Source organism: Acinetobacter sp. neg1, from assembly GCF_000788125.1.
GTDB lineage: Bacteria > Pseudomonadota > Gammaproteobacteria > Pseudomonadales > Moraxellaceae > Acinetobacter > Acinetobacter vivianii.
The window spans coordinates 59,750-82,086 of sequence record NZ_JSZD01000018.1; the positions used below are offsets into that span (position 1 = coordinate 59,750).

The following is a 22,337-nucleotide window of genomic DNA, read 5'->3' on the forward strand; positions in this document are numbered from 1 at the left end:
TAAAGGGTTAGAGCGGTGCGATTGTCAGCATTAAAAGTCAAGCAAGTAGCGGTGATCACGAAAGTGAATCGCTTGGTCGATGAGACAGAACAGCCAGATTTAGTTGCGGTTCGTTTAGAAAGTTTAGGCTTTGTGCCTGGTACACAAGTGCAAGTGATTACCAAAGGTATTTTTGGTGGTGATCCGATTCTAATCCAGCTCGGTTTTACGCGTTTTGCGTTACGAAAAGCGGAAGCTGATAAAATTGAAATTCAACTTGAAGGAGCACCTGCATGAGTGATGCGTTACGTGTTGCCCTTGTGGGAAATCCAAACTGCGGTAAGACATCTTTATTTAACCATTTAACTGGAACACGCCAAAAAGTTGCCAACTATGCGGGTGTGACAGTTGAACGTAAGGTTGGACATTTTCAGCTTCCTTCTGGAAAGTCCGTGCGTGTGCTGGATTTGCCCGGGACCTATAGTTTACAAGCTACGAGTCCAGATGAAGAAATTACCCGTGATGTTTGTCAGGGGAAGATTGCTGAAGAAGGTCAGCAAGATGCTTTCTTGTGTGTGGTAGATGCGACGAACTTAAAACTGCATTTGGGTCTCGTACTTGAAGTGATTGAGTTGGGTCGTCCGATTCTCGTTGTGTTAAACATGATGGATGAAGCGCGTCGTCGTGGCATCCAGATCAATACACAAAAGCTTTCTGAGCGTTTAGGTGTTCCCGTTGTTGAAACTGTCGCGGTGCGTAACTCAGGTATCGAAAACCTGTTACATGCCTTGGATCAGGAAAAATATGCTGTTCCACAGACTGAGCTGAGTGGTTTAACTGGGACTCACCATCAGAAAATTGAAGTTATTTTCAAAGATGTGGTGAACTTTGTTGATCAGGAAGACAAACGTACTGATTTCCTCGACAAAATTTTCTTACATCCTGTTCTCGGCTTACTTAGCCTTGCAATCATGATGTTTATCGTCTTCCAAGCAGTGTTTGCTTGGGCGGCGCCGTTTATGGATGGGATTGAAGAATTCTTTGCATGGTTCGGTGAAGCATTAGGCGAGCATATTTCTCAGCCTTTGCTACATAGTTTGGTGGTTGACGGGATTATCGCAGGTGCGGGTAGTGTGGTTGTGTTCTTGCCACAAATCTTGATTTTATTCTTCTTTATTCTGGTTTTAGAAGAATCGGGTTATTTACCCCGTGCAGCGTTTTTACTTGATAAATTGATGTTTAAAGCAGGCCTAAGTGGTCGTGCCTTTATTCCATTACTTTCAAGCTTTGCCTGTGCGGTACCTGGCATCATGGCCACCCGTAGTATCAGTGATCCACGTGATCGTTTTACCACGATTATGGTTGCACCATTGATGACCTGTTCTGCACGTTTGCCTGTTTATGCTTTATTGATTGCTGCTTTTATTCCAAGTCAAACGGTATGGGGCATTTTTAACCTGCAAGGTCTCGTATTATTTGGCTTGTACATGTCTGGTATTGTCAGTGCACTCTGTGTGGCAATCGTGATGAAGTTTTTGCAGAAAGATAAGTCACAACATGCGCTTTTACTTGAATTACCGAGCTACCGTATTCCGGATATTAGAAGTGTTGGGATTGGCTTGCTGGATCGCGGTAAGATCTTCTTAAAACGTGTGGGTGGTATTATCTTTGCCCTATCGATTTTACTTTGGTTCTTATGTACTTTCCCGCAAGCACCAGAAGGGGCAACTTTACCTGACATCGATTATAGTTTTGCAGGGATGTTGGGTCATTTGCTCCAGCCAATCTTTGCGCCTGTTGGTTTTAACTGGCAGATCGTGGTTGCGTTAATACCTGCAATGGCTGCGCGTGAAGTCGTAGTTGCGGCTTTAGGTACGGTTTATGCTTTATCGGGTGCGGATGATGATGCAATTGCGCAAGGTCTTTCACATTTAATCAGTGCTGATGGTTCTGGCTGGTCATTGGCAACAGGATTGTCTTTATTGGTGTGGTTCATTTATGCCCCACATTGTTTAGCGACCTTGGCAACTGTACGCCGTGAAACGGGTTCATGGAAACATGTATCAATAATGACTGCCTACCTGTTTGGTCTGGCGTATTTAATGTCTTTCTTTACCTACCAGATTGCATCGCGCATCTGGGGTTAAGAAATCCTACTCAACCTCCCTTGAAAAAGGGAGGGAATCACTGGAGAGACGCTTATGTTTGAGTACTTGATTGTCGCTGTATTGGTGCTGTGGAGTGCTGTTGTGGTCTTTAAGAAGGTATTTCCTCAAACAGCGGGTTCAGCATTTTTAGCCTTATCCAATGCATGTCAGCGTTTGGGGTGGCAGCGTTTGGCAGTATGGTTAAAACCTAAAATGGTTGCTGGTTGTGGTGGAAGCTGTGGCTGTTCAACCGATGAGGCTGAAAGCAAAAAAACAGAATCCGTCCAAACTGTGAAATGGCGTTGATAAAACTCAAAATGCCCATCGTAAGATGGGTATTTTTTTGGAACAAGAAAAATGAATCAGACTCAGATTAATAAAAAGCAATCATTAAGCTCTAAACATAAATTGATTTTATCGGGCTTTATCCTAGTGATGACCTTCCTTTATCTTTCTGCTTTGTCTAAAGGTCTGAATATTTATAAAGAAACCTTCTCTTGGCTTAATGCATTTAAATCTATAGATTGGCTAGGTGCTGTGATCTTAACTTTATTGGGGATTAGTCTTTTTATACCGGTTTAAGCTTTTACGCACTGACACAAAAAAGATTGAATAAAACCAAAACTGAAAAAGCATTTAAAACAGTAAAGTGCTAACATTTTTGCCATTCTGTGATCTGCAAAAAATGGGGCAAAAATGTTAATACAGCGCGGTGGATTAAAAGTTGTAGCTGGCTTGGGAATTTCCGGTGTATCCGCGGTCAATTTTTTACATGAACAGGGCTACCAAGTTGCAGTAACAGACTCGCGCGCAACCCCGCCAGGACATGACCAGATTCCAGCAGGTGTGCGTACCAGTTTTGGTCAACTGGACACGGATCTTTTATTACAAGCAGAAGAAATTATTCTCAGTCCAGGGCTGGCACCTCAACTTCCAGAAATTCAACAAGCGATTGAAAAAGGCATTCCAGTCGTCGGTGATATTCAGTTATTGCGCCGTGCCACAGAAGTGCCGATTGTTGCGATTACAGGATCAAATGCGAAAAGTACAGTCACGACCTTAATTGGATTGATGGCAGAGGATGCAGGCAAAAAAGTTGCTGTAGGTGGCAATCTGGGCCGTCCCGCATTGGATTTATTAAAAGATCAACCTGAATTAATTATTTTAGAACTGTCGAGCTTCCAGCTTGAAACGACATCACACTTGAATGCTGAAGTTGCTGTGGTGTTGAATATGAGCGAAGATCATCTAGATCGTCATGGTGATATGCTGGGTTATCACAAGGCCAAACATCGCATTTTCCAAGGCGTGAAAAAAGTCGTTTATAACCGTGATGATAATCTGAGCCGTCCTCTAGTGCCTGATGTGACACCGATGCAGAGCTTTGGCTTGAATGCACCTGATTTGAATCAATACGGTGTGTTGCGTGATGCAGATGGCAGCATGTGGCTGGCACGTGGCAGAGAGCGTTTGCTGAAAACCTCTGAGATGTACATTCAGGGCATGCATAACGTTGCCAATGCGTTGGCATGTTTGGCATTGGGTGAAGCCGTTGGTTTACCTATGGCATCGATGCTGGAGACTTTAAAGCATTTTAAAGGTCTTGAACATCGTTGTGAGTACGTTCAAAGTATTGATGGTGTTCGTTATTACAATGATTCGAAAGGAACCAATGTCGGTGCCACACTGGCTGCGATTGATGGCTTAGGAGCTGCAATTGAAGTGAAAAATGGCAAATTGGCATTGATTTTGGGTGGTCAAGGTAAAGGTCAGGACTTCAAGCCATTACGTGATGCGATTCAAAAATATGTGAAATCAGTGATTCTCATTGGTGAAGATGCTGCGGTGATTGAGCAAGCAATTCAAGGTACAAGTGTGATTCAGCATGCAGCCAGTTTGAAGGACGCCGTTGCAATGGCACAAAAAGCGACTCAGGCGGAAGATGTGGTATTACTTTCACCTGCTTGCGCGAGCTTTGACATGTTTAAAAGCTACAATGATCGTGGACATCAATTCGTGGCATGTGTAAATGCCTTGAATGAAAAATAAGAACTAGGAACAGAACTATGGCTGACTTAGCCCAAAATACGGTACAGAAGATTTCGCAATTGCTGAATCGTTTACCTAAGCTACCCGCAGAAATGACGGCACGAAATATCCTGATTTTTTGTGTGATTTCGTTGCTATGTTTCGGTTCAATCATGGTTGCATCGGCGTCAATGCCGTATGCGGAATATATCCATGAGAGTCCTTTTTACTTTTTGATTCGTCATGGTATTTCGATTGTGGTTGCTGCGGTGGTGGCATTTTTAACCTATCGGGTTTCATTGAATCTCTGGTTTAAAAATGCTTTCCCTTTATGGCTTATTACTATTGTCCTGCTCTTGGCGGTATTGGTGGTCGGTTCCGAAGTCAATGGTGCGCATCGCTGGATTAAAGTTGGCGGCTTTACCTTACAGCCAACCGAGATTGCTAAAATTGTCATGGCGATCTTCACAGCAGATTATGTGGTACGTCGTGCCAAGGAAGTCCGTACACACTGGAAAGGCTTGCTACGTTTAAGTGGTGTGATGGCTTTAACCGTGGGCTTTATCGTCGCTGAGCCAGACTTGGGTGCAACAGTCGTTATTGTCCTGATGATGGTGGGCGTGTTCTTCTTGGCAGGCGCACCAGCGACCCAGTTCCTGATCATGCTGGGTGCGATCTTTGCGGGTGTTAGTGCGTTGATTATCTTCGAGCCATTTCGCTTCCAACGTTTGATTTCCTTCACTAACCCTTGGGCAGATCCATTGGGTGTTGGTTACCAGCTCTCGAATGCCTTGATGGCCTTTGGTCGTGGTGAATGGTTTGGTACGGGTCTAGGGCATAGTGTCCAGAAGCTGTCTTATTTACCAGAAGCGCATACGGACTTTATGTTGGCGGTATTAGGAGAAGAATTCGGCTTCTTTGGTGTGTCCGTGGTGATGATCCTGTCATTTACCATGCTGGCGTGTTGTATTCGTATTGGGCATCGTGCCTTGCAGCACAATTATCTGCGTGCGGGCTATTTGGCCTACGGTATTAGCATCATTTTCCTGATGCAGATTCTGGTAAATGCGGGCATGAACATGGGGCTAATGCCAACCAAAGGTTTGACCTTACCCTTCATTAGTTATGGTGGTACATCATTGATGATGTGTGCTGCGATGATCAGTTTAATCCTCAAAATTGATGCATCAACACAAGAGTTGAACCCTGTGAAAGAAGAGTCGAATTTCTAGGATATTCAAACAAATAAAAAAGCCCTGTCATAATGCAGGGCTTTTTTATTGCTTATAAATACGTACCAGTTAAATGAATGCCTTTCGGAATCATATTCACATCCCACTGCTGCACGGCTTGTTGTAGCATGATACGAGGCTGGTCCAGTTCAACAGAAGCTTGCCCCAAAGCTAAAATAGCCTGATGCAGAAGTTCGGGTGCTTGGTTGATATCAAGGGCTTGTGCTAGATTCTGTTTAGACAATTTTTGGCCCTGATCATTCATGGCCAGCGGGAGATGCATATAATTTAGGATAGGATAATTGAGTAAAGATCCTAGCCAGATTTGTCGAGCCGTATTGTCGAGTAGATCTGCACCACGCACCACATGGGTAATGCCTTGTAGATAATCATCGACCACCACAGCCAGTTGATAGCTGATAATGCCATCACGACGCTTCAAGACAAAATCACCTAACTCATTTTGCAAGTTAGAACATTGTTGGCCTTGTAAACGGTCTTGAAAACAAATCAATTGATCTGCGACTTTTAGACGAATCGCCTGATTGGCAAAATCCAGATTCAGATTGCGACAGGTACCTGCATAGATGTGATTGGAGCCCAACATTTTCCGTGTGCATTGGCAAGCGTAAATGTCTTGTGATTGCTTGAGTTGTTCAAGCACTTGCTCATAAATATCTAAACGGTCTTTTTGGAAAATAATCTCCGCATCTGGTTCAAATTGAAATGCATCGATACAGGAGAGGATATGTGTTTCGCTGTTGGGATAAATGCGGGGAATGTCGGTATCTTCAATACGGACTAGCCATTTGCCTTGATTGGCTTTGGCATCACAATAGCTGGCAACTGCGGTGAGCAGTGAGCCAAAATGCAATGGGCCAGTTGGCGATGGCGCAAACCGACCCACGTAGCTACAACAATCTGGTTGCTGTTGGAAGCATTCTGGCGAAACAGCTGCTTGCTGTTCCGCAGTATGTTCAAGCATGGTTTAACCGTTGTTTTGCTTTTCTTTGATTTCAGCCAAAGTTTTGCAATCGATACAGAGAGTCGCAGTTGGGCGAGCTTCTAGACGACGTAAGCCAATTTCGATACCACAGGTTTCACAGAAACCATAGTCTTCGTTTTGAATGGCTTCAATAGACTGTTCAATTTTGCGAATGAGTTTGCGTTCACGGTCACGTGTGCGTAGTTCAATCGCAAACTCTTCTTCTTGAGTTGCTCGGTCATTTACGTCAGGAAGTGCGCTTGATTCGTCTTGCATGGTGTTCAAGGTACGATCAACTTCAGACATTAACTCTGCTTTCCATGCGTTCAAAATTTGGCGGAAATGCACAAGTTGTCCTTCAGACATATATTCTTCATTTTTCTTCGGCTGATAAGGCGCAATACCAAATAAGCTCGCAGTTGTACCACCTTCTGAAGCTTTCGGTTTGGTTTTACGTACGCGCTTCGCCGATTTTTGATCGTCGATCACTTCTGTCTGTTCGTCCAAGACTTGATTTTGGTTGTCATTCGCCATATAGGGCATTCCTCATCTTACACGTACTATCTATACGCAAAAAATATGGTGATATGCAAGTGTTTTTATAGAAACCTAAGATGGTTTTTTCCATCAAGGGTCGACATCATATAGAGTTTTTGGACAAGATGGTAGTCATTCCCGTCCAGATTTTGTGTGAATTCGTCAATGTAATTTGTAATCAAAAGTTTAATCATATCCCAGCACTTCAGAACTACTCATTCGCTGCGAAGTGGGGAGTCGATAGACTTGAGTTTCCAGTTCTCCATTGGCTTTCAGGCGGATTAAACGGTAGCCTGGATGCTCCTCATCGAGTGCGAATTTCTCGCTTTTAGGTTTGAACTGAATACAGGTCGATGGGGTGGATAAAAACTCAATGCCTTGCCAGGTATTGATTGAATCCTGATGCACATGCCCACAGATGATCGCCTTTACATTGGAAAAAGGCTTAATGGTTTCCAGCAGGTCAGATGAATTCTTTAATTTGTGCTGATCAATCCATGCTGACTGCATTGCAAAAGGATGGTGATGGCAGGCAATAATCACATGACGATCATGCAATTGATGGAGTAAGGTGGTTAAACGCTGTAACTGTATATCGCTAATTTTTCCATCAATACGCTGAGGCTGGGCACTATTCAATAAGATAATGCTCCATTGTCCTAACTCGACGACGGTCGGCTGGGTTTGATCTTCCTCATGAAATGGAAAATGCGTGACGTCATCATGATTGCCCGGGGTATGAAAAAAAGGAATTCCCAGTGTTTGCATGTGTTGTACATAGCGTTTATACGTTAAAGGTGTTGGCGACTGGGCCAGATCACCTGTGTGTATGATCAGATCGATATGAGGATGTTGCTGGCGCATCATGTCGATGACTGCATGAAAACTTTGCTCGGGTTGCATGCCGACAAATTCGAGGTGGGGATACTCTAATAAATGTGTATCGGTAATCTGTATCATCACAAAATCTTGCTGTGATAATGATGAGACCTTGAAAGTCACCGTCGTTAGCCCCTTCAGATTCTTATCTTTGTTGTATGTGTTGAGCCAGCCACTGTAATGCCATGATCACAGGTGCGTTTCTCAACCGCCCGTTATGAAATAATGCTTCTAATTGGGAATAATCAAACAAATGAAGTTGAATGTTTTCACCTTCATCTGGCATCCCAAAAACACCCCCATCTTCTGGAAGATGAACGTCTGCAACATATAAATGGAAAAATTCGGAGCAGGCACCAGCAGAAGGGTAGAAGCTAAATAAATGTTTTAATTCAGTGATCTCGCACCCAGACTCTTCTAAGCTTTCACGACGGATACAGCTTTCTGGAGACTCATCTCCATCAAGTACACCCGCAATAACTTCGAGTTGCCAAGGTGAAACAGGATCATTGACGGCCCCTACACGGAACTGTTCAATCAATGCAAAGCGTTGTTGCTGGTCGCTATAAAGCAAAACGCCAGCCGCCTCAGGACGATGAACCAATTCACGTTGAATCAAGGACGAGTAATCTTTTCGGTGAAATAACCGATGTTTTAAGCTCACTTTCTCAACTTGAATGAACCCTCGAAACAATGGTGTTCGAGATTCTATCGTAACGTCGGTGGCTGAATAGCTGGCGTGGTCAAGAATATTCATCTTCAATCAGGATGAGATTGTACATATCTCATCCTAACCGAGAATGATTCGCAGGCAAATCTTTTTTTAGTCGATTTACACTTTGTGGTACAATTTTTGACCATGTTCCTGATAAGCGGTTTTCATGGCATTGAGACCTGCTTCAACTTCTGTTTCCGCATCATTTGACTGCTTGGCATTGTGTTGATTTTGCGCATAATCTCGCACATTTTGGGTGATTTTCATCGAACAGAATTTTGGACCACACATTGAGCAGAAGTGGGCTGATTTATGCGCTTCTTTTGGAAGTGTTTCATCATGCATACTGCGCGCGGTATCAGGGTCTAGACTTAAATTGAACTGATCATCCCAACGGAATTCAAAACGCGCTTTTGATAACGCATTATCACGAACTTGCGCACCTGGATGACCTTTAGCCAGATCTGCCGCATGGGCTGCAATCTTATAGGTGATGATGCCGTCTTTAACATCTTTCTTGTTCGGTAAGCCCAAGTGTTCTTTTGGTGTCACATAGCACAGCATTGCGGTGCCATACCAGCCAATCATCGCTGCACCAATCGCAGAGGTGATATGGTCATAGCCTGGCGCGATATCTGTTGTGAGTGGCCCAAGCGTATAGAATGGGGCTTCCTTACAGACTTCAAGCTGTAGATCCATATTTTCCTTAATCATATGCATTGGCACATGACCAGGCCCTTCAATCATCACTTGCACATCATGTTCCCAAGCACGATGGGTGAGTTCACCCAAAGTTTTCAGCTCGCTAAATTGGGCTTCATCATTGGCATCTTGTACGCAACCTGGACGAAGGCCATCGCCTAAGCTAAATGATACGTCATAGGCTTTCATGATTTCGCAAATTTCGTCGAAATGCGTATATAAAAAGTTTTCTTCATGGTGCGCCAAGCACCATTGTGCCATGATTGAACCACCACGAGACACGATACCTGTCAGGCGATTCGCTGTCATTGGTACGTAGCGCAATAATACACCTGCATGAATGGTGAAATAGTCCACGCCTTGCTCAGCTTGTTCAATCAGGGTGTCTTTAAAGATTTCCCAAGTTAAATCTTCAGCCACACCATCGACTTTTTCCAGTGCTTGATAGATGGGTACAGTACCAATAGGCACAGGTGAATTGCGGATAATCCATTCACGGGTTTCATGGATGTTCTTACCTGTCGATAAGTCCATGATTGTGTCGGCACCCCAACGGGTTGCCCATGTCATTTTCGCCACTTCTTCATCAATGGATGAGCCGAGGGCCGAGTTACCAATATTGGCATTAATTTTCACCAAGAAGTTACGACCAATAATCATCGGTTCGCATTCTGGGTGATTAATATTGGCTGGGATAATGGCACGACCCGCTGCGACTTCCTGACGTACAAACTCAGGCGTAATCTCTTTTAAATTTTGCGCACCAAAGTTTTGTCCAGCATGCTGACGCATATCGACGCCTTCACGTTGACGCTGGTTTTCACGAATAGCGATATATTCCATTTCAGGGGTAATTATGCCTTGCTTGGCATAGTGCATTTGCGTGACATTTTTCCCTGCTTGGGCACGACGTGGGTTTTGAATATGGGCGAAGCGGATGTCGGCAGTACGAATATCTTTTAAACGGGCCTGACCGAATGCTGAGCTGAGGCCTGAAAGAATGTCACTATCCTGACGTTCATCAATCCACGCTTGGCGCACCAGTGGTAAACCTTTATTCAAATCGATTTTTACATTGGGATCGGTATACACGCCAGAGGTGTCATAGACCATCACAGGTGGGTTGTGTTCACCGCCTAAACCTGTCGGTGTTTCTGTTAAGCTGATTTCACGGAAAGGCACCTGGATGTCTGGGCGAGAGCCTTCGACATAAACTTTTCTTGAAGCAGGTAGGATACGGGTTAAATCTTTAGCGTCTTGCTCATGTTGAGCAGAAATATCAGCAGGGGAAAGATTCGTTAACTGGTTCATGGCATGATCCTTATGTATGGCATTAACGAATCAAGCACGACCAAAAACAATGGCGGATTTATCTCTATGATAAATAAAGGCTAAGTTTTTGCTGGGCTTGATTCCTACGCAGGTGTTAACCTGATCAGGTTCAACGGTACTTGCCTTTAAATTCTGTGATTAAGACAATCTCAGCAGTTTGTTAACTGCGCTCCGTCAAGCGACGCGTTTAGCGTAACAGATTTTAAAATTTTTGTTGTATCAATTCACACCAATTTACAATGCGTAAATCCATGCTATTGTCATAAAACTTTCATCATTTCTATGTTCTAATCACCAATCAATTTTTCCATGTGTCTAGTGGAGGCATACTGTGAGCCCAAGCAATCCTGTGTTAAGTCATCATATTTCTTCACAATTTAATGAAGACTTGCAAGATGTGCATACCAAGTTTATGACCATGGGCGGATTGGTGGAGCAACAAGTTGCTAACTCAATTCATGCTTTATTGGATACAGATGCGAATTTAGCCATTGATGTGCAATTCAAAGACAATGCCGTTAACCAGTTTGAACGTGATATTGATGAAGGTTTAACCCTGATTCTTGCTCGCCGTCATCCCGCTGCGATCGACTTGCGTATGGTGATTGCCATGAGTAAGGCCAATACCGATTTAGAGCGTATTGGTGATGAAGCTGCAAAGATTGCCCGTATTGCACAAAACTTGTGTGAAGAAGGTGAGTCACCACGTGGTTATATGGAAACACGTCATATTGGTAATCAGGTGCGTGTCATGATTCATGATGCTCTGGATGCATTTGCTCGTTTAGATGTGGAGCAGGCCTTGAAAGTGGTGATGGCTGATGTCGACATTGACCGTGAATATCAATCTGCGACACGTACTTTAATGACCTATATGATTGAAGATCCGCGTCATATTTCACGTGTAATTAATGTGATGTGGGTATTGCGTTCATTAGAGCGTATTGGTGATCACGCGCGTAATATTTCAGAACAGGTAATTTACATGGCAAAAGGTATGGATGTGCGTCATACCAGCATTGAAGAAATCGAACAGAAAGTACATCAGAAATAAGTGTAAAAATGAAATAACTTTAAACCGCTCGATCATGAGCGGTTTTTAATTTTTAGGTTGTATAAATAAAAAAATCCCAGACTTCGGGGGAAAAGTCTGGGAGAGAAATATCATGCGTTACGTGAGATATCAACGTATCTCTTTGTCCTTCTGAATACAACTATAAGCGGAGGCGTCTGAGGTGTCATGTAGACAACTGTGTATACTCTGTAAGGCTTTATTACTTATGTAAATGTCACGTAAAAAGAGAGCTAAAAACAGCTCTCTTTTTATCGCAGAATCAGACAAAATGACTTACTTTTGCTCAGTCCAACCCTCTGCTTTTTCTACACTTTCATCGTTATTGAAGAACTTTTCACGCTGTTCTTCAAGAAACTTCTTTGCATCAGGTTCAAACACATTCAAACGCTTTTCATTAATAAGCGTGGTTTGGTGTTTTAACCATTCCTGCCATGCCTGCTTTGAAACAGTTTCAAAGAATTCCTGACCTTTAGCACCTGGAAATGGTGCGAAGTCCAAGCCTTCAAGCTCTTGTTTATATTTGCGGCAAAATACTTGTCTAGTCATTATGGCATCCAGTGAAAGCCCCTCTTTGTAAAAGAGGGATATAGGGAGATTAATATAACTGTTCTAGGCGAGTGTGCGCACGCGCAATCGCAGCTTCAACCTGTTTTGGTGAAGTCCCACCAATATGGTCACGAGCATTCACAGAAGCTTCTAAAGTCAATGCTTTATCAAATACATCTGCGGTGATCAAGTCAGAGAATTGTTGTAACTGTTCAAGCGTCAATTCTGATAAATCTTTTTCTTCTGCAACACCTAAAGCCACTGCTTTACCGACGATTTCATGTGCATCGCGGAATGCTACGCCTTTTTTCACAAGGTAGTCAGCAAGATCGGTTGCGGTAGAAAAGCCACGAAGTGCTGCTTCACGCATAATTTCGATATTTGGAACAAGCGCTGGAACCATGTCTGCGAAAGCCATGAGCGAACCGCGCACGGTATCAATCGCATCAAATAATGGTTCTTTATCTTCTTGGTTGTCTTTGTTATATGCCAATGGCTGACCTTTCATCAGGGTCAATAAGCTGATCAAGTCACCAAAGACACGACCTGATTTACCACGGACCAATTCAGGTACATCTGGGTTTTTCTTCTGCGGCATGATTGAAGAGCCTGTGCAGAAGCGGTCAGGAATATTCACAAACTTGAATTGTGCAGAAGTCCATAAAATCAGTTCTTCTGACATACGTGACAAATGCATCATGATTAACGATGCCGCCGCATTAAATTCAATGGCAAAATCACGATCAGAAACCGCATCTAAAGAGTTTTCTGAAACAGCTTCGAAACCAAGTAATTCAGCAGTATAAGCACGGTCAATTGGATAGGTCGTACCTGCCAAGGCAGCAGAACCTAATGGCATGCGATTGACACGTTTACGGCAGTCTTGCAGACGCTCTGTGTCACGTACCAGCATTTCAAACCATGCCAGTAAGTGGTGACCAAATGTCACTGGCTGAGCAGTTTGTAGATGTGTAAAGCCAGGCATGATGGTATTGGTATTTTGACTTGCGAGACTGAGGAGACCTTTTTGTAAACGAAGTAATAAGCCTAAGATGTCATCGATTTCATCACGCAAATATAAACGGATGTCAGTTGCCACCTGATCATTACGACTACGGCCCGTATGGAGTTTTTTACCGGTGATGCCGATACGTTGAGTCAAACGAGACTCAATGTTCATGTGAACATCTTCTAAATCAATACGCCATTCAAAGTTACCCGCTTCGATTTCAGCTTTAATTGTGCTTAAACCTTGGATAATGTCGTCACGTTCAGCTTCAGTCAGTACACCTACTTTCGCAAGCATGGTGGCATGCGCAATTGAACCTGCGATATCTTGTTTATAAAAACGTTGGTCAAATTGCACAGATGCGGTAAATTCTGCAACAAAAGCATCAGTTGCTTCAGAGAAGCGACCGCCCCACATTCCAGAGGTTTGATTCGGGCTGGCTGAAGAAGAGGATTGAGAAGATGTGGTCATGGCGGCTCAGTAAAATAAAAAAGAGTATAGCAAATCCAAACACAGTTGCCGAAACTCGACGTAAGAAGTTATCGCAAACTCGTCAGGGGGGAAATCCATCAGGCTCCTATTTTTTTACGAAAATTGGGCAATGGCAACACTTATTAGAATTAATTGTAGCAAGTAATGTGCTGGCGATGGTGCTGGCTTTGGCTGAAGCTCGGTCATGGCAGGCTTTGGAGGGCATTCGTGTCCTACAATATATGTTTTTCATTAACTGGGTAATTTTGTCTTTTTCGGCGTTGGTGGATTATTTTCAGGATTTTTTTGCCAAATTTAGTCAAAAGGTCGCACTGGTTCTGGGCTTTATCCTGCTGCAAATGATTGTCCTGATTACCACTTGTGTTGTGAATGTTCTGCAATATTGGGCTACACGTTCTGGGTCATTTTCCGAAGAGATTTTATTCCACGGAACCAGCTTGCACTTAGGTTATGGGGTGTTGCTGGGTGCTTTCTGCATGCGCTATTTGTACATGCGCGAACAATGGATGAATCAGCAATACAGTGAATTGAATGCTCGTATTCAGGCCATGCAGGCACGCATTCATCCACATTTCTTATTTAATAGTCTGAATAGTGTGGTGAGTCTGATCGCGATTGATCCTGATAAAGCGGAAAATATGCTGATTAATTTGTCCAGATTATTCCGTGCCAGCTTTCAGGAGCTGAAGCTGGTGAGTCTGGCGGAAGAAATTGACTTATGCCAGCACTATTTAAGTATTGAAAAGATGCGTTTGGGGGAGCGTTTGAATGTAGAATGGAACATACAGGCAACGCCAACTGAATTAAAACGGGTCACCATCCCGTTATTAACGTTGCAACCTTTGCTGGAGAATAGTATTTTTCATGGGGTAGAAAAAGTTTTGCAGCCATCAACCATCAGCGTATTGGTTGAAATATTGCAAAATCAAGTCACTATAGTCATTACTAACCCTTATTCTCACGATACAATAAAATCGAGAAAAGGAAATGGTATAGCGATTGAAAATGTGAAGCAGCGCCTGAAAGCTTATTATGGGCAAACGGTGAAGTTTCAGATTTACGGGGGAGCGTCGTTATATACGACGGTGGTAAATTACCACGATCAAGTAAAATAATAAGTCGAGTTAACCATAAAAATGATGGATATGAAGTTAACGGTGACAAGGAGAAAAGGATGAGAGTTCTGATTGCTGATGATGAACCCCTTGCTGTAGAGCGTTTGTCACGTTTAGTGACTCAAATGGGGCATGAAGTCATTGCGACAGCGCATCATGGACAGGATGTGTTAAATCATATTGAAAATGACTCACCGGATGTTGTTTTACTGGATATTCAAATGCCCGGGATGAATGGTCTGGAATGTGCTGAACAGCTCAGCCAGCTCAATCCTCGTCCGGCCATTATTTTCTGTACAGCATACGATCAACATGCATTGGAAGCATTTAAATTTCAAGCACAAGGATATTTACTGAAACCTGTTGCACAACAAGATCTACAGCAGGTATTTAATCATTTAACTCAACTTACACAAGCACAGATGACTGGCTTACAACAACAAGATGATATGTACGATACTAAAACCCAACGCCAACAAATTGCTGCGAAGACTTATCGCGGGGTAGAGCTGATTCCATTAGAAAATGTATATTATTTTTTAGCGGATCAAAAATATGTCACGGTTCGCCATAAAAATGGCAGCGTACTGATTGATGAAACACTCAAGGATCTGGAGTTGGAGTTCGCAGACCGCTTTATCCGTATTCACCGTAATGCACTGGTGTCTTTAGACTATCTTGAAGGTCTGGAACTGGTTGCAGCAGGACAATATCAGGTTCGGTTACGTGAGCTGGATGAGCGTTTATCTGTGAGCCGCCGTCATTTGCCAAGTTTAAGAGAGTGTATGCATCAATTGTAAATGCGACTTTTCAGCTGAATGAATGATCACTTTATGATTTTTTACTTGCAATTTCGGGTGATCAAGTTAAGTTGGGAGCAATTGCTTTGATCAATACTTCACTTGAATTTATGAAAACCTTAAAAATTGCGACCCGACAAAGCCCGCTTGCACTTTGGCAGGCCGAGCATATCCGTTCTCGTTTAAATGCGCTTTATCCAGATTTAACGGTTGAGCTGGTCAAGTTTGTGACGCAGGGTGACAAAATTCTTGATACACCACTGGCAAAAATTGGTGGTAAAGGGTTGTTTGTTAAAGAACTGGAAGCTGCATTGCTCGATGGTCGCGCAGATTTAGCCGTCCATTCCATGAAAGATGTACCGATGCATTTGCCTGAAGGCCTAACCTTAGCGGTAATTTGTGAGCGTGAAGATCCGCTGGATGCATTCGTTTCAAATCAATACCAGCATTTTGATGAGTTACCGCAAGGTGCAAAAGTCGGTACTTCGAGCCTACGTCGTAAATGCCAGATTTTACAGCAACGCCCAGATCTGGAAATTATTGATCTACGTGGTAATGTCGGTACCCGTTTATCCAAACTGGATGATGGTCTGTATGACGCAATCATCTTGGCGAGTGCGGGTCTGAAACGTTTAGGTTTGTCAGAACGTATTCGTCATTGTCTGGCACCTGTACTTAGTTTGCCAGCAGTTGGACAAGGTGCGCTGGGATTGGAATGCCGTGCAAATGATGATGCATTGTTAAAACTGATCCAGCCCTTACAACATGAAGAAACCTCGATTTGTGTTCGTGCAGAACGTGCTTTCAATGCTTATCTTGAAGGTGGCTGTCAGGTTCCCATCGCAGGCTATGCCACTTTAGCCAATGATCAGCTTCAGATTGAAGGGCGCGTGGGCAGTGTCGACGGACATACTTTATTAAAAGAACAACTGGTTGGCGCACCAGCCGAGGCTGAGCAACTGGGTGAGCAACTGGCACAACGCTTATTGGCGCAAGGTGCGGGTGAGTTGCTAAAAGCGTTGTATTAATGCTGTTTATCAATACACGTCCTGAAGACCGTGCGGGTGCTCTAACACAGGCATTGTCCGAGGTGGGTTATCAGGTTGTGGGTTTACCTTTACTTGAACTGGTTGCGGAGCCTTTTTCGCAAGGCTTGCAGCAGCTCTATCAGCAGCTTGATCAGGTTCAGGCAATTGTGGTGGTCAGCCCAACCGCTGTTGAAGTGGGAATGCAATATTTGCAGCAAGCAGGTGTCACACTTGAACAGTTGCAACATGTTCGATGGATTGCAGTGGGGCAAACCACTGCACAGGCGCTGGCACGATTTAATATTCAAAGTGATGTGCCTGAGGTCGAAAACTCAGAAGGCATGCTGGATTTACCTATTTTAAAACAGCAGAAAAATTTAAAGAAAATTGCGTTCTGGCGGGGGCTAGGTGGACGACAATTCATGATGCAACAATTGCAGCAGCAGGGGATTGAAGTACTCAATTTTGTCCTTTATCGCCGTCAATGTCCCCAACAGAGTTTTGCGCTATTTCCTGAGATTCTAAACCAGATAAACCCTCAACAGCCTGTTACGGTACTGATTAGTAGCGAAGCGAGCTGGAATTACTGGCAGCAGATGTGTGAACAACAACAGCCACCCCGAGCATGGATTTATTTAGTACTGGGGGAAAGGCTGGCACAACTATTAGAAAAAACCAGAACACAGACAAACAAAGCATTTAACATTATTCAGCTTGAAAATTTATCTGCATCAGAGATCATTCAACGCATGAGAGACTGGCAAGGACATGTATGAGAAAAATTGGTTATTTAATATTAGGGCTGAGTTTATTGTGGTTGGCTAAACTCAGTTACGATGTTGCACAATATTCTCAAACGGTTCCCCAGCTTCAACAGCAGCTTACCCAGACTGAACAGCGTTATGCATTATTGAATGATCAATTTGTCGCGGTCCAACGTCAGTTGCAGAATAATCGTGTGGTTGAGCCTACAGATAATAGTTCAATCTCGATGACGGTTGAGGGCATTTCACCGATTATCCTGATTAAGCAGCAAATGCAACTGGTGCAGTTTGCGCTGGATCAGCAGCAGTTTATCTATGCGTTGGAACAACTGAATCAGGCACAGCAACACGTGGTGCAATATGCAGTTTCACCCGCGTTACAAGATAGCCTGATCAAATCGATAGAGCAGGATAAACAGGCGATCCAGCAATTTGTTTTAAATCAAACCCAGCAACAGCAGCAGCTTGATCAATTATTGCAGCAACTGGATCAAAAGATTGCGCAAGATCTTCAAAACCCGAAAGTATCCATTGAAAAAGGTGAAAGTGCGACATGGTGGCACTGGTTTAAACTGGAAAAAGTTCAACGCTCATCGCCTGATTTAATGAGCCGCAATATTACTTTGAAAGAAGCACAGTTGCGTTTATTGCTGGCATCTCAAGCATTACATGAAGGTCAATTTACTGAATATCAGAAATCGGTTCAGGAAGTGATCCAGTTACTTGCCGAGTTACCTGATCAAAATAGCCAGAAAATGAAACTGCGCTTAGAGAAAATCTTAAACCAGCAAGCAGTGCCAACACCGAAATTAACAAGCTTAGGTTTGTTGGGATAATCTGTCATGAAGCAATTAATGTTGATTTATTTTCTCTCGGCTTTGGTGCTTTTCGCATTATTTTCTGTGTTGAGTTATGGCTATGGAAATGGCTATGTTTATATCTACTGGCGAGAATGGCAGTTCCAGAGCAGTGTTTGGGGGCTGATTGCACTGTTTATTGCAATTAGTCTGTTCTCGCAATTGTGCTGGTTAATTGCTAAACGGTATTTCACCCGTGAGCAAAGAAAAAAAGAAACGATCCTGCACTTTAAGGAATTACATCCTTATGAGCAGCTCGGCATTGTCTGGTTGTTAGACGCTTCAAAAGATCAGCAGGTTTTTATTGAGCGGGTATTCACCCAGTCTGGTTTGCTCAGCAATATTATTGATGCACAATTTGATTATCAAAATGGCGATTATGCAGCCGCCTTGCAAAGTCTGGATAAATCTGCACCGATGGCTTTTGAATTGGCTGAATTGCAACGCATTGATATTTTCCTTGAGCAAAAAGAAACCGAGAAAGCGCTGACACATTTAGAATTTTTGGCGCAGCATCAGCTTTCTCCATGGCTAGTTGAAATAGAAACGGCGTATCAACAACGTATTACTGCATTGTGGGGCAAACTGGCGCTACAAGAACCGTGGTTATTTTTGCAGACCACTCAGTATGGTTTGTTAGATGCAGAACATCGTGATTTATGGTTACAGCAATTATTAATTCATTTTGAGCAGGCATCCGTGGATGATCTTGCCGCATTACAACAGCGTTATCTGGTGTTGCAGGATGAGATTGAAACGCGCCCTTATAGTAGCAAAGTGCTTTGGTTGAAATTGTTGGCGCGCATGCCTGAGATGAGCGTGCAACATGAAGATCTGGCGCTGCATCTATTGCAAGATCAGTTCGATCCAGAAGTGTTTTATTTGTGGTTTCAGCAGCAATTACTCAAGCAGATTCCAGATTATGCCTATGTTGAACAACGTATTATTCAACTGGAACAGCGTTATACCAGCGTTCCAATGCTGGCCTTTGCAAAGTGGCATATTTATACCGCAACACAGCGTCAGGCAGAGGCAGAGCAGTTATTAACTTTATATCCTGATAATATATTAATGAGTTATTTAAGGATTAAGTCGACACTGGGTGATAATCAGGACTTAATCAAGCAGTTAAATTTAATATTTGAAAATGATGTGAATTTTCTTAATTTTAAGATATGAGTGTAAATATGAAAGAACTGTCTGTCTATCCTGTTATTCATCGGCAGGCTGTGGCTTGGGGCGATATGGATGCTTTTGGGCATGTCAATAATGTGCAGTATTATCGTTATATGGAAAGTGCTCGTATTGCCTATTTAATGGCATTAAATATCTTCGATCAGGAGATATTGACAGTGGTTGCTTCGAGTCAATGTAAATATTTAAAACCTGTATTTTATCCCGATGTGTTACATATTGGTGCGCGTATTGAAGAGCTGAGAAATAGTGCTTTTCGTATGCATTATGTATTATGGAGTGAAAGCCAGAATCAGATTATTGCTACCGGTGAGGCAGTGATGGTTTGTGTAGATAAAGTAACATCAGGCAAACTCAATATCCCCGATTCGATTAGACAGAAGATTATTCAGCTAGAAGAAAATGTGGGACATCAATTAATAACAAACAAATAATTATAAAGACAATTATGTCTATTTTATTTGAATATATAAGAAATTTCATAATGTGGTGTTTTTGAGAGTATTGCAGAACGGCTACTTCAAAAGCACCATCCTATAAATGAGCAAATCAGAAATTTTTTAGTGAAATTTAAGAATACGTTAATATAATTGTTGTTTGGTTTGGCCCTTTATTTAATTTAATAAAATCTATTTTTTATATCAAAACTCTACTTTTTTTGTTTTATTGTAAATAAAAAGCCATTTTATTGTTGATATGCGATTAAGTGGGCTATTCTTATATTGATTATTTAATCGCTTATAAATTAATATTGAATAGAATTCTAAATTCATTTTTTTATTTTGAGTGATATATTTTTTTCTTATTAAGTTGGAGTGGTTCGAATGAAACCAGATATTAGCGAATTATCGGTAGAAGATTTAAAGCGTTTACAAGCAGAAGCAGAAGCTTTGATTGCAAGCAAAAAAGATCAAGCAATTGAAGATGCTTATAATCAAATTGTTGCAATTGCTGAAGGCATTGGCTTTAGCGTTGAAGAGTTGTTGGAAGTGGGCGAGCAAAAGCGTAAGAAAACAACGCGTAAAGCTGTAGAGCCACGCTACCGCAACAAGAGCAATACTGAAGAAACTTGGACTGGCCGTGGTAAACAACCACGTTGGTTAGTTGCTGAGTTAGAAAAAGGTGCAAAACTTGAAGATTTCTTAATCTAAGCAAGTTTTAAAGTCATCGTTTTGTCATACGATGACTTTATCCTAATTCAAAAGCCAGGCTTAAAAAGCTTGGTTTTTTTTATATGAGAGAATTGGCGATGTTGAAAAAGTATGCATAATGTCATTCAGGGGCGAGTGTCTCGAAAAGGATGATATTTTGCATGTTGGTAAGGGTTGAATGAAGAAAAAAACCAAGCAATGGAGATGGTGGCTTTTCGCCATTTTTGCATTTTTAATTTTTATTATTTTACAAATTCCAGCGACATGGTTAATTGCAAAATTCTCAAAAGATAATCAAATATTACATAATGTCAGCGGCAATATCTGGCAGGGGCAGGCAGATTGGCAACGTGGCCAGCTGCGAGGTTCAGTTCATTGGAAAACCCGTCCTTTAGATTTGTTATTGTTACGTCTGGGTGCAAATCTTGATATCCATAGCGGCAATACGCAATTCAGTGGGGTATTCGGTTATGGTTTAGGTCAAAAAATCATGATCAAGGATCTTCAAGGCGCTATTTCTCCTGAAACATTAAAGTATTTTGCCAATTGGCAATGGCCTGAAAATTCTATTCAATTGAAAGACGTACAATTTAATTATCAAAAAGAAAAAGGGTTTAGTGCTGCGCAAGGTCAATTGAACTGGGGTGGGGGGGCATTGAGCTATACCTTTGGTCAGCGTCAAGACCGTATGAATATGCCGTCATTGGTGGCTGAGATAAAAGATGAAAATGGCCAACTCCAAATTGATATTCGTGATCAGCGTAGCCAGAAAATGGGAAATCTCAGCTTAGATGCCAACTTGATGTTAGATGTGCAATTGACGCAACGGATGCTGTTGAATATTCCATCCTATCAGGGTAAAGCTGGACTAGATACCTATGTAATTAGTTCGCGTCAGCCGTTGTTGCAGGGTGGTTTCTGATGAAAGCAATTACTCAAAAAATGCAACAATTGCGTTGGCAGAAGCTTGATAAGTTAAGTGGCCTGATTCTGGCTTTACTGATTTTATGGTTATGCTGGAAGTTAGCTTCATTGTTCTGGTGGGTGGTTGCACCGCCACAACCGATGCAGTTTGATCGGGTGGAACTGGGTTCGCAGCAGGCCCAGGTTCCTAACATCAGCTCATTTGCTTTATTTAATGAGCCAGCGGCAGCTTCGGCAGATGATAATGTCAATCTGGAGTTGCAAGGTGTATTGCTTGGTCACCCAAATCACTTGTCTTCTGCGGTCATTAAAATGAATGATACAGCTGAACGCTATCGAGTAGGTGAAACGGTGGGCTCAACCTCGTATCAACTCTCCGAAGTGTATTGGGATCATGTGATTTTGCGACAAGGTAATGGCGCAACACGAGAAGTCAAATTCAAAGGATTGGACAATGGTTTATATCAACCGGCAGCACCTGTTTTAAATAATGGATCAAGTGTCCCGCCAGCAGCAGCGCCTGCGCCTACCCAGAATTCACCTCAATCTGCACTTGGACAGGCAATCCAGCAAATGCAGGATAACCGAGAGCAATATCTGAAAAATATGGGCGTAAGCAATGGCGGGGATGGCTATGAAATATCGGACAAGACGCCGTCGAATTTAAAAAATACCTTAGGTTTACGTTCGGGTGATCGTATTTTATCGATCAATGGACAAACCGTCGGGCAAGGACTCAACGAAGTACAATTATTAGAGCAAGTACGTCGTGAAGGGCATGCCAAAATAGAAATAAAACGTGGTGATCAGGTGATGACCATACAACAAAGTTTTTAGTGATCACAC

The 22,337-nt window shown here is 42.6% G+C and carries 24 protein-coding genes and 1 riboswitch; of the genes, 17 read left to right on the top strand and 7 right to left on the bottom strand.

All coding sequences use genetic code 11. The features are described 5' to 3' along the window. Positions 1 to 15 precede the first annotated feature (15 nt). The 6 genes from PJ15_RS14175 (at position 16) to ftsW (ending at position 5,386) form a co-directional block, all read left to right on the top strand. Positions 16 to 276 carry a FeoA family protein gene (locus PJ15_RS14175; RefSeq protein ID WP_004773968.1) on the top strand — a complete coding sequence of 87 codons (261 nt, stop codon included), beginning with the start codon at positions 16 to 18 and terminating at the stop codon, positions 274 to 276. After that, positions 273 to 2,126 (top strand): ferrous iron transporter B, encoded by a 1,854-nt coding sequence (gene feoB, locus PJ15_RS14180; protein WP_047431857.1) that lies wholly within the window; start codon positions 273 to 275, stop codon positions 2,124 to 2,126. The genes PJ15_RS14175 and feoB overlap by 4 nt, the downstream gene beginning before the upstream one ends. Positions 2,127 to 2,180: 54 nt before the next feature. Further along, positions 2,181 to 2,432 carry a DUF6587 family protein gene (locus tag PJ15_RS14185; RefSeq protein WP_004773971.1) on the top strand — a complete coding sequence of 84 codons (252 nt, stop codon included), beginning with the start codon at positions 2,181 to 2,183 and terminating at the stop codon, positions 2,430 to 2,432. A gap of 51 nt (positions 2,433 to 2,483) precedes the next feature. Further along, positions 2,484 to 2,708 carry a hypothetical protein gene (locus PJ15_RS14190; RefSeq protein ID WP_047431860.1) on the top strand — a complete coding sequence of 75 codons (225 nt, stop codon included), beginning with the start codon at positions 2,484 to 2,486 and terminating at the stop codon, positions 2,706 to 2,708. A 114-nt stretch (positions 2,709 to 2,822) separates the two neighbouring features. Continuing rightward, entirely contained in the window at positions 2,823 to 4,175 is a 1,353-nt protein-coding gene (gene murD / locus PJ15_RS14195; protein WP_047431862.1) for a UDP-N-acetylmuramoyl-L-alanine--D-glutamate ligase, read from the top strand. 17 nt (positions 4,176 to 4,192) lie between these two features. After that, positions 4,193 to 5,386: a putative lipid II flippase FtsW gene (ftsW, locus tag PJ15_RS14200; RefSeq protein ID WP_004773975.1), complete on the top strand. Its 1,194-nt coding sequence runs from the start codon at positions 4,193 to 4,195 to the stop codon at positions 5,384 to 5,386. Positions 5,387 to 5,438: 52 nt separating this feature from the next. On the opposite strand, the gene gluQRS is transcribed toward ftsW, so the two are convergent. The 5 genes from gluQRS to thiC all read right to left on the bottom strand — a co-directional run bounded on the left by gluQRS (position 5,439) and on the right by thiC (position 10,515). Beyond that, positions 5,439 to 6,371 (bottom strand): tRNA glutamyl-Q(34) synthetase GluQRS, encoded by a 933-nt coding sequence (gene gluQRS / locus PJ15_RS14205; RefSeq protein ID WP_047431865.1) that lies wholly within the window; start codon positions 6,369 to 6,371, stop codon positions 5,439 to 5,441. A gap of 3 nt (positions 6,372 to 6,374) precedes the next feature. Continuing rightward, complete coding sequence (dksA, locus tag PJ15_RS14210; RefSeq protein ID WP_004773977.1) at positions 6,375 to 6,905, bottom strand: RNA polymerase-binding protein DksA; 531 nt, start codon at positions 6,903 to 6,905, stop codon at positions 6,375 to 6,377. Between the two features lie 189 nt (positions 6,906 to 7,094). After that, positions 7,095 to 7,910 carry a 3',5'-cyclic-AMP phosphodiesterase gene (gene cpdA, locus PJ15_RS14215; RefSeq protein WP_004773978.1) on the bottom strand — a complete coding sequence of 272 codons (816 nt, stop codon included), beginning with the start codon at positions 7,908 to 7,910 and terminating at the stop codon, positions 7,095 to 7,097. Between the two features lie 22 nt (positions 7,911 to 7,932). After that, the gene (locus PJ15_RS14220) at positions 7,933 to 8,544 is read right to left on the bottom strand and encodes an NUDIX domain-containing protein (protein WP_047431868.1); all 612 of its coding nucleotides are present in this window, start codon (positions 8,542 to 8,544) and stop codon (positions 7,933 to 7,935) included. 75 nt (positions 8,545 to 8,619) lie between these two features. After that, positions 8,620 to 10,515, bottom strand: a complete 1,896-nt coding sequence (gene thiC / locus PJ15_RS14225) for a phosphomethylpyrimidine synthase ThiC (RefSeq protein WP_047431871.1) — start codon at positions 10,513 to 10,515, stop codon at positions 8,620 to 8,622. An 84-nt stretch (positions 10,516 to 10,599) separates the two neighbouring features. Then, positions 10,600 to 10,720: riboswitch (TPP riboswitch) on the bottom strand. A 147-nt stretch (positions 10,721 to 10,867) separates the two neighbouring features. Between thiC and phoU the strand changes: the two genes are divergently transcribed. Further along, complete coding sequence (phoU, locus tag PJ15_RS14230) at positions 10,868 to 11,590, top strand: phosphate signaling complex protein PhoU (RefSeq protein ID WP_004773981.1); 723 nt, start codon at positions 10,868 to 10,870, stop codon at positions 11,588 to 11,590. 294 nt (positions 11,591 to 11,884) lie between these two features. Here phoU and PJ15_RS14235 read toward each other — a convergent pair whose 3' ends face one another. Both PJ15_RS14235 and argH read right to left on the bottom strand, forming a co-directional pair. Further along, positions 11,885 to 12,157 carry an oxidative damage protection protein gene (locus PJ15_RS14235; RefSeq protein ID WP_004773983.1) on the bottom strand — a complete coding sequence of 91 codons (273 nt, stop codon included), beginning with the start codon at positions 12,155 to 12,157 and terminating at the stop codon, positions 11,885 to 11,887. Positions 12,158 to 12,206: 49 nt separating this feature from the next. Further along, complete coding sequence (gene argH / locus PJ15_RS14240; protein ID WP_032810861.1) at positions 12,207 to 13,637, bottom strand: argininosuccinate lyase; 1,431 nt, start codon at positions 13,635 to 13,637, stop codon at positions 12,207 to 12,209. On the opposite strand from argH, the gene PJ15_RS14245 reads away from it, so the two are divergent. From PJ15_RS14245 to PJ15_RS14290, 10 genes are all read left to right on the top strand, one after another. Further along, on the top strand, positions 13,628 to 14,773 hold the full coding sequence (locus tag PJ15_RS14245) for a sensor histidine kinase (protein WP_004773987.1): 1,146 nt from the start codon (positions 13,628 to 13,630) through the stop codon (positions 14,771 to 14,773). The genes argH and PJ15_RS14245 overlap by 10 nt on opposite strands. Before the next feature lie 59 nt (positions 14,774 to 14,832). Next, positions 14,833 to 15,573, top strand: coding sequence for a LytR/AlgR family response regulator transcription factor (locus PJ15_RS14250; RefSeq protein ID WP_004773988.1), 741 nt, complete (start codon positions 14,833 to 14,835; stop codon positions 15,571 to 15,573). A gap of 110 nt (positions 15,574 to 15,683) precedes the next feature. Then, a complete protein-coding gene (gene hemC / locus PJ15_RS14255; protein WP_032863816.1) occupies positions 15,684 to 16,601 on the top strand; it encodes a hydroxymethylbilane synthase in 918 nt (305 codons plus the stop codon). Next, positions 16,601 to 17,377, top strand: coding sequence for a uroporphyrinogen-III synthase (locus PJ15_RS14260; RefSeq protein ID WP_047431874.1), 777 nt, complete (start codon positions 16,601 to 16,603; stop codon positions 17,375 to 17,377). Before hemC ends, PJ15_RS14260 begins: the two co-directional genes overlap by 1 nt. After that, positions 17,374 to 18,201, top strand: coding sequence for a hypothetical protein (locus tag PJ15_RS14265; RefSeq protein ID WP_047431877.1), 828 nt, complete (start codon positions 17,374 to 17,376; stop codon positions 18,199 to 18,201). The genes PJ15_RS14260 and PJ15_RS14265 overlap by 4 nt, the downstream gene beginning before the upstream one ends. Positions 18,202 to 18,207: 6 nt before the next feature. After that, positions 18,208 to 19,401 carry a hypothetical protein gene (locus PJ15_RS14270; protein WP_047431880.1) on the top strand — a complete coding sequence of 398 codons (1,194 nt, stop codon included), beginning with the start codon at positions 18,208 to 18,210 and terminating at the stop codon, positions 19,399 to 19,401. A gap of 8 nt (positions 19,402 to 19,409) precedes the next feature. Continuing rightward, positions 19,410 to 19,850, top strand: a complete 441-nt coding sequence (locus PJ15_RS14275; RefSeq protein ID WP_004773995.1) for an acyl-CoA thioesterase — start codon at positions 19,410 to 19,412, stop codon at positions 19,848 to 19,850. Positions 19,851 to 20,240: 390 nt separating this feature from the next. Beyond that, a complete protein-coding gene (locus PJ15_RS14280) occupies positions 20,241 to 20,567 on the top strand; it encodes an H-NS family nucleoid-associated regulatory protein (RefSeq protein ID WP_004773997.1) in 327 nt (108 codons plus the stop codon). Between the two features lie 178 nt (positions 20,568 to 20,745). Continuing rightward, a complete protein-coding gene (gene gspN / locus PJ15_RS14285) occupies positions 20,746 to 21,489 on the top strand; it encodes a type II secretion system protein N (RefSeq protein WP_004773999.1) in 744 nt (247 codons plus the stop codon). Beyond that, positions 21,489 to 22,328, top strand: coding sequence for a type II secretion system protein N (locus PJ15_RS14290; RefSeq protein ID WP_005255535.1), 840 nt, complete (start codon positions 21,489 to 21,491; stop codon positions 22,326 to 22,328). The genes gspN and PJ15_RS14290 overlap by 1 nt, the downstream gene beginning before the upstream one ends. The last annotated feature ends 9 nt before the right edge of the window (positions 22,329 to 22,337 follow it).

Coding starts and splice junctions, on each gene's coding strand:
- dksA (WP_004773977.1), bottom strand. CDS start 6,905: ATGGCGAATGACAACCAAAATCAAGTCTTGGACGAACAGACAGAAGTG.
- gluQRS (WP_047431865.1), bottom strand. CDS start 6,371: ATGCTTGAACATACTGCGGAACAGCAAGCAGCTGTTTCGCCAGAATGC.
- PJ15_RS14185 (WP_004773971.1), top strand. CDS start 2,181: ATGTTTGAGTACTTGATTGTCGCTGTATTGGTGCTGTGGAGTGCTGTT.
- gspN (WP_004773999.1), top strand. CDS start 20,746: ATGAAGAAAAAAACCAAGCAATGGAGATGGTGGCTTTTCGCCATTTTT.
- PJ15_RS14220 (WP_047431868.1), bottom strand. CDS start 8,544: ATGAATATTCTTGACCACGCCAGCTATTCAGCCACCGACGTTACGATA.
- PJ15_RS14260 (WP_047431874.1), top strand. CDS start 16,601: ATGCTGTTTATCAATACACGTCCTGAAGACCGTGCGGGTGCTCTAACA.
- PJ15_RS14275 (WP_004773995.1), top strand. CDS start 19,410: ATGAAAGAACTGTCTGTCTATCCTGTTATTCATCGGCAGGCTGTGGCT.
- PJ15_RS14270 (WP_047431880.1), top strand. CDS start 18,208: ATGAAGCAATTAATGTTGATTTATTTTCTCTCGGCTTTGGTGCTTTTC.
- PJ15_RS14280 (WP_004773997.1), top strand. CDS start 20,241: ATGAAACCAGATATTAGCGAATTATCGGTAGAAGATTTAAAGCGTTTA.
- murD (WP_047431862.1), top strand. CDS start 2,823: ATGTTAATACAGCGCGGTGGATTAAAAGTTGTAGCTGGCTTGGGAATT.
- ftsW (WP_004773975.1), top strand. CDS start 4,193: ATGGCTGACTTAGCCCAAAATACGGTACAGAAGATTTCGCAATTGCTG.
- thiC (WP_047431871.1), bottom strand. CDS start 10,515: ATGAACCAGTTAACGAATCTTTCCCCTGCTGATATTTCTGCTCAACAT.
- argH (WP_032810861.1), bottom strand. CDS start 13,637: ATGACCACATCTTCTCAATCCTCTTCTTCAGCCAGCCCGAATCAAACC.
- PJ15_RS14265 (WP_047431877.1), top strand. CDS start 17,374: ATGAGAAAAATTGGTTATTTAATATTAGGGCTGAGTTTATTGTGGTTG.
- PJ15_RS14290 (WP_005255535.1), top strand. CDS start 21,489: ATGAAAGCAATTACTCAAAAAATGCAACAATTGCGTTGGCAGAAGCTT.
- PJ15_RS14235 (WP_004773983.1), bottom strand. CDS start 12,157: ATGACTAGACAAGTATTTTGCCGCAAATATAAACAAGAGCTTGAAGGC.
- feoB (WP_047431857.1), top strand. CDS start 273: ATGAGTGATGCGTTACGTGTTGCCCTTGTGGGAAATCCAAACTGCGGT.
- PJ15_RS14245 (WP_004773987.1), top strand. CDS start 13,628: ATGTGGTCATGGCGGCTCAGTAAAATAAAAAAGAGTATAGCAAATCCA.
- PJ15_RS14190 (WP_047431860.1), top strand. CDS start 2,484: ATGAATCAGACTCAGATTAATAAAAAGCAATCATTAAGCTCTAAACAT.
- PJ15_RS14250 (WP_004773988.1), top strand. CDS start 14,833: ATGAGAGTTCTGATTGCTGATGATGAACCCCTTGCTGTAGAGCGTTTG.
- hemC (WP_032863816.1), top strand. CDS start 15,684: ATGAAAACCTTAAAAATTGCGACCCGACAAAGCCCGCTTGCACTTTGG.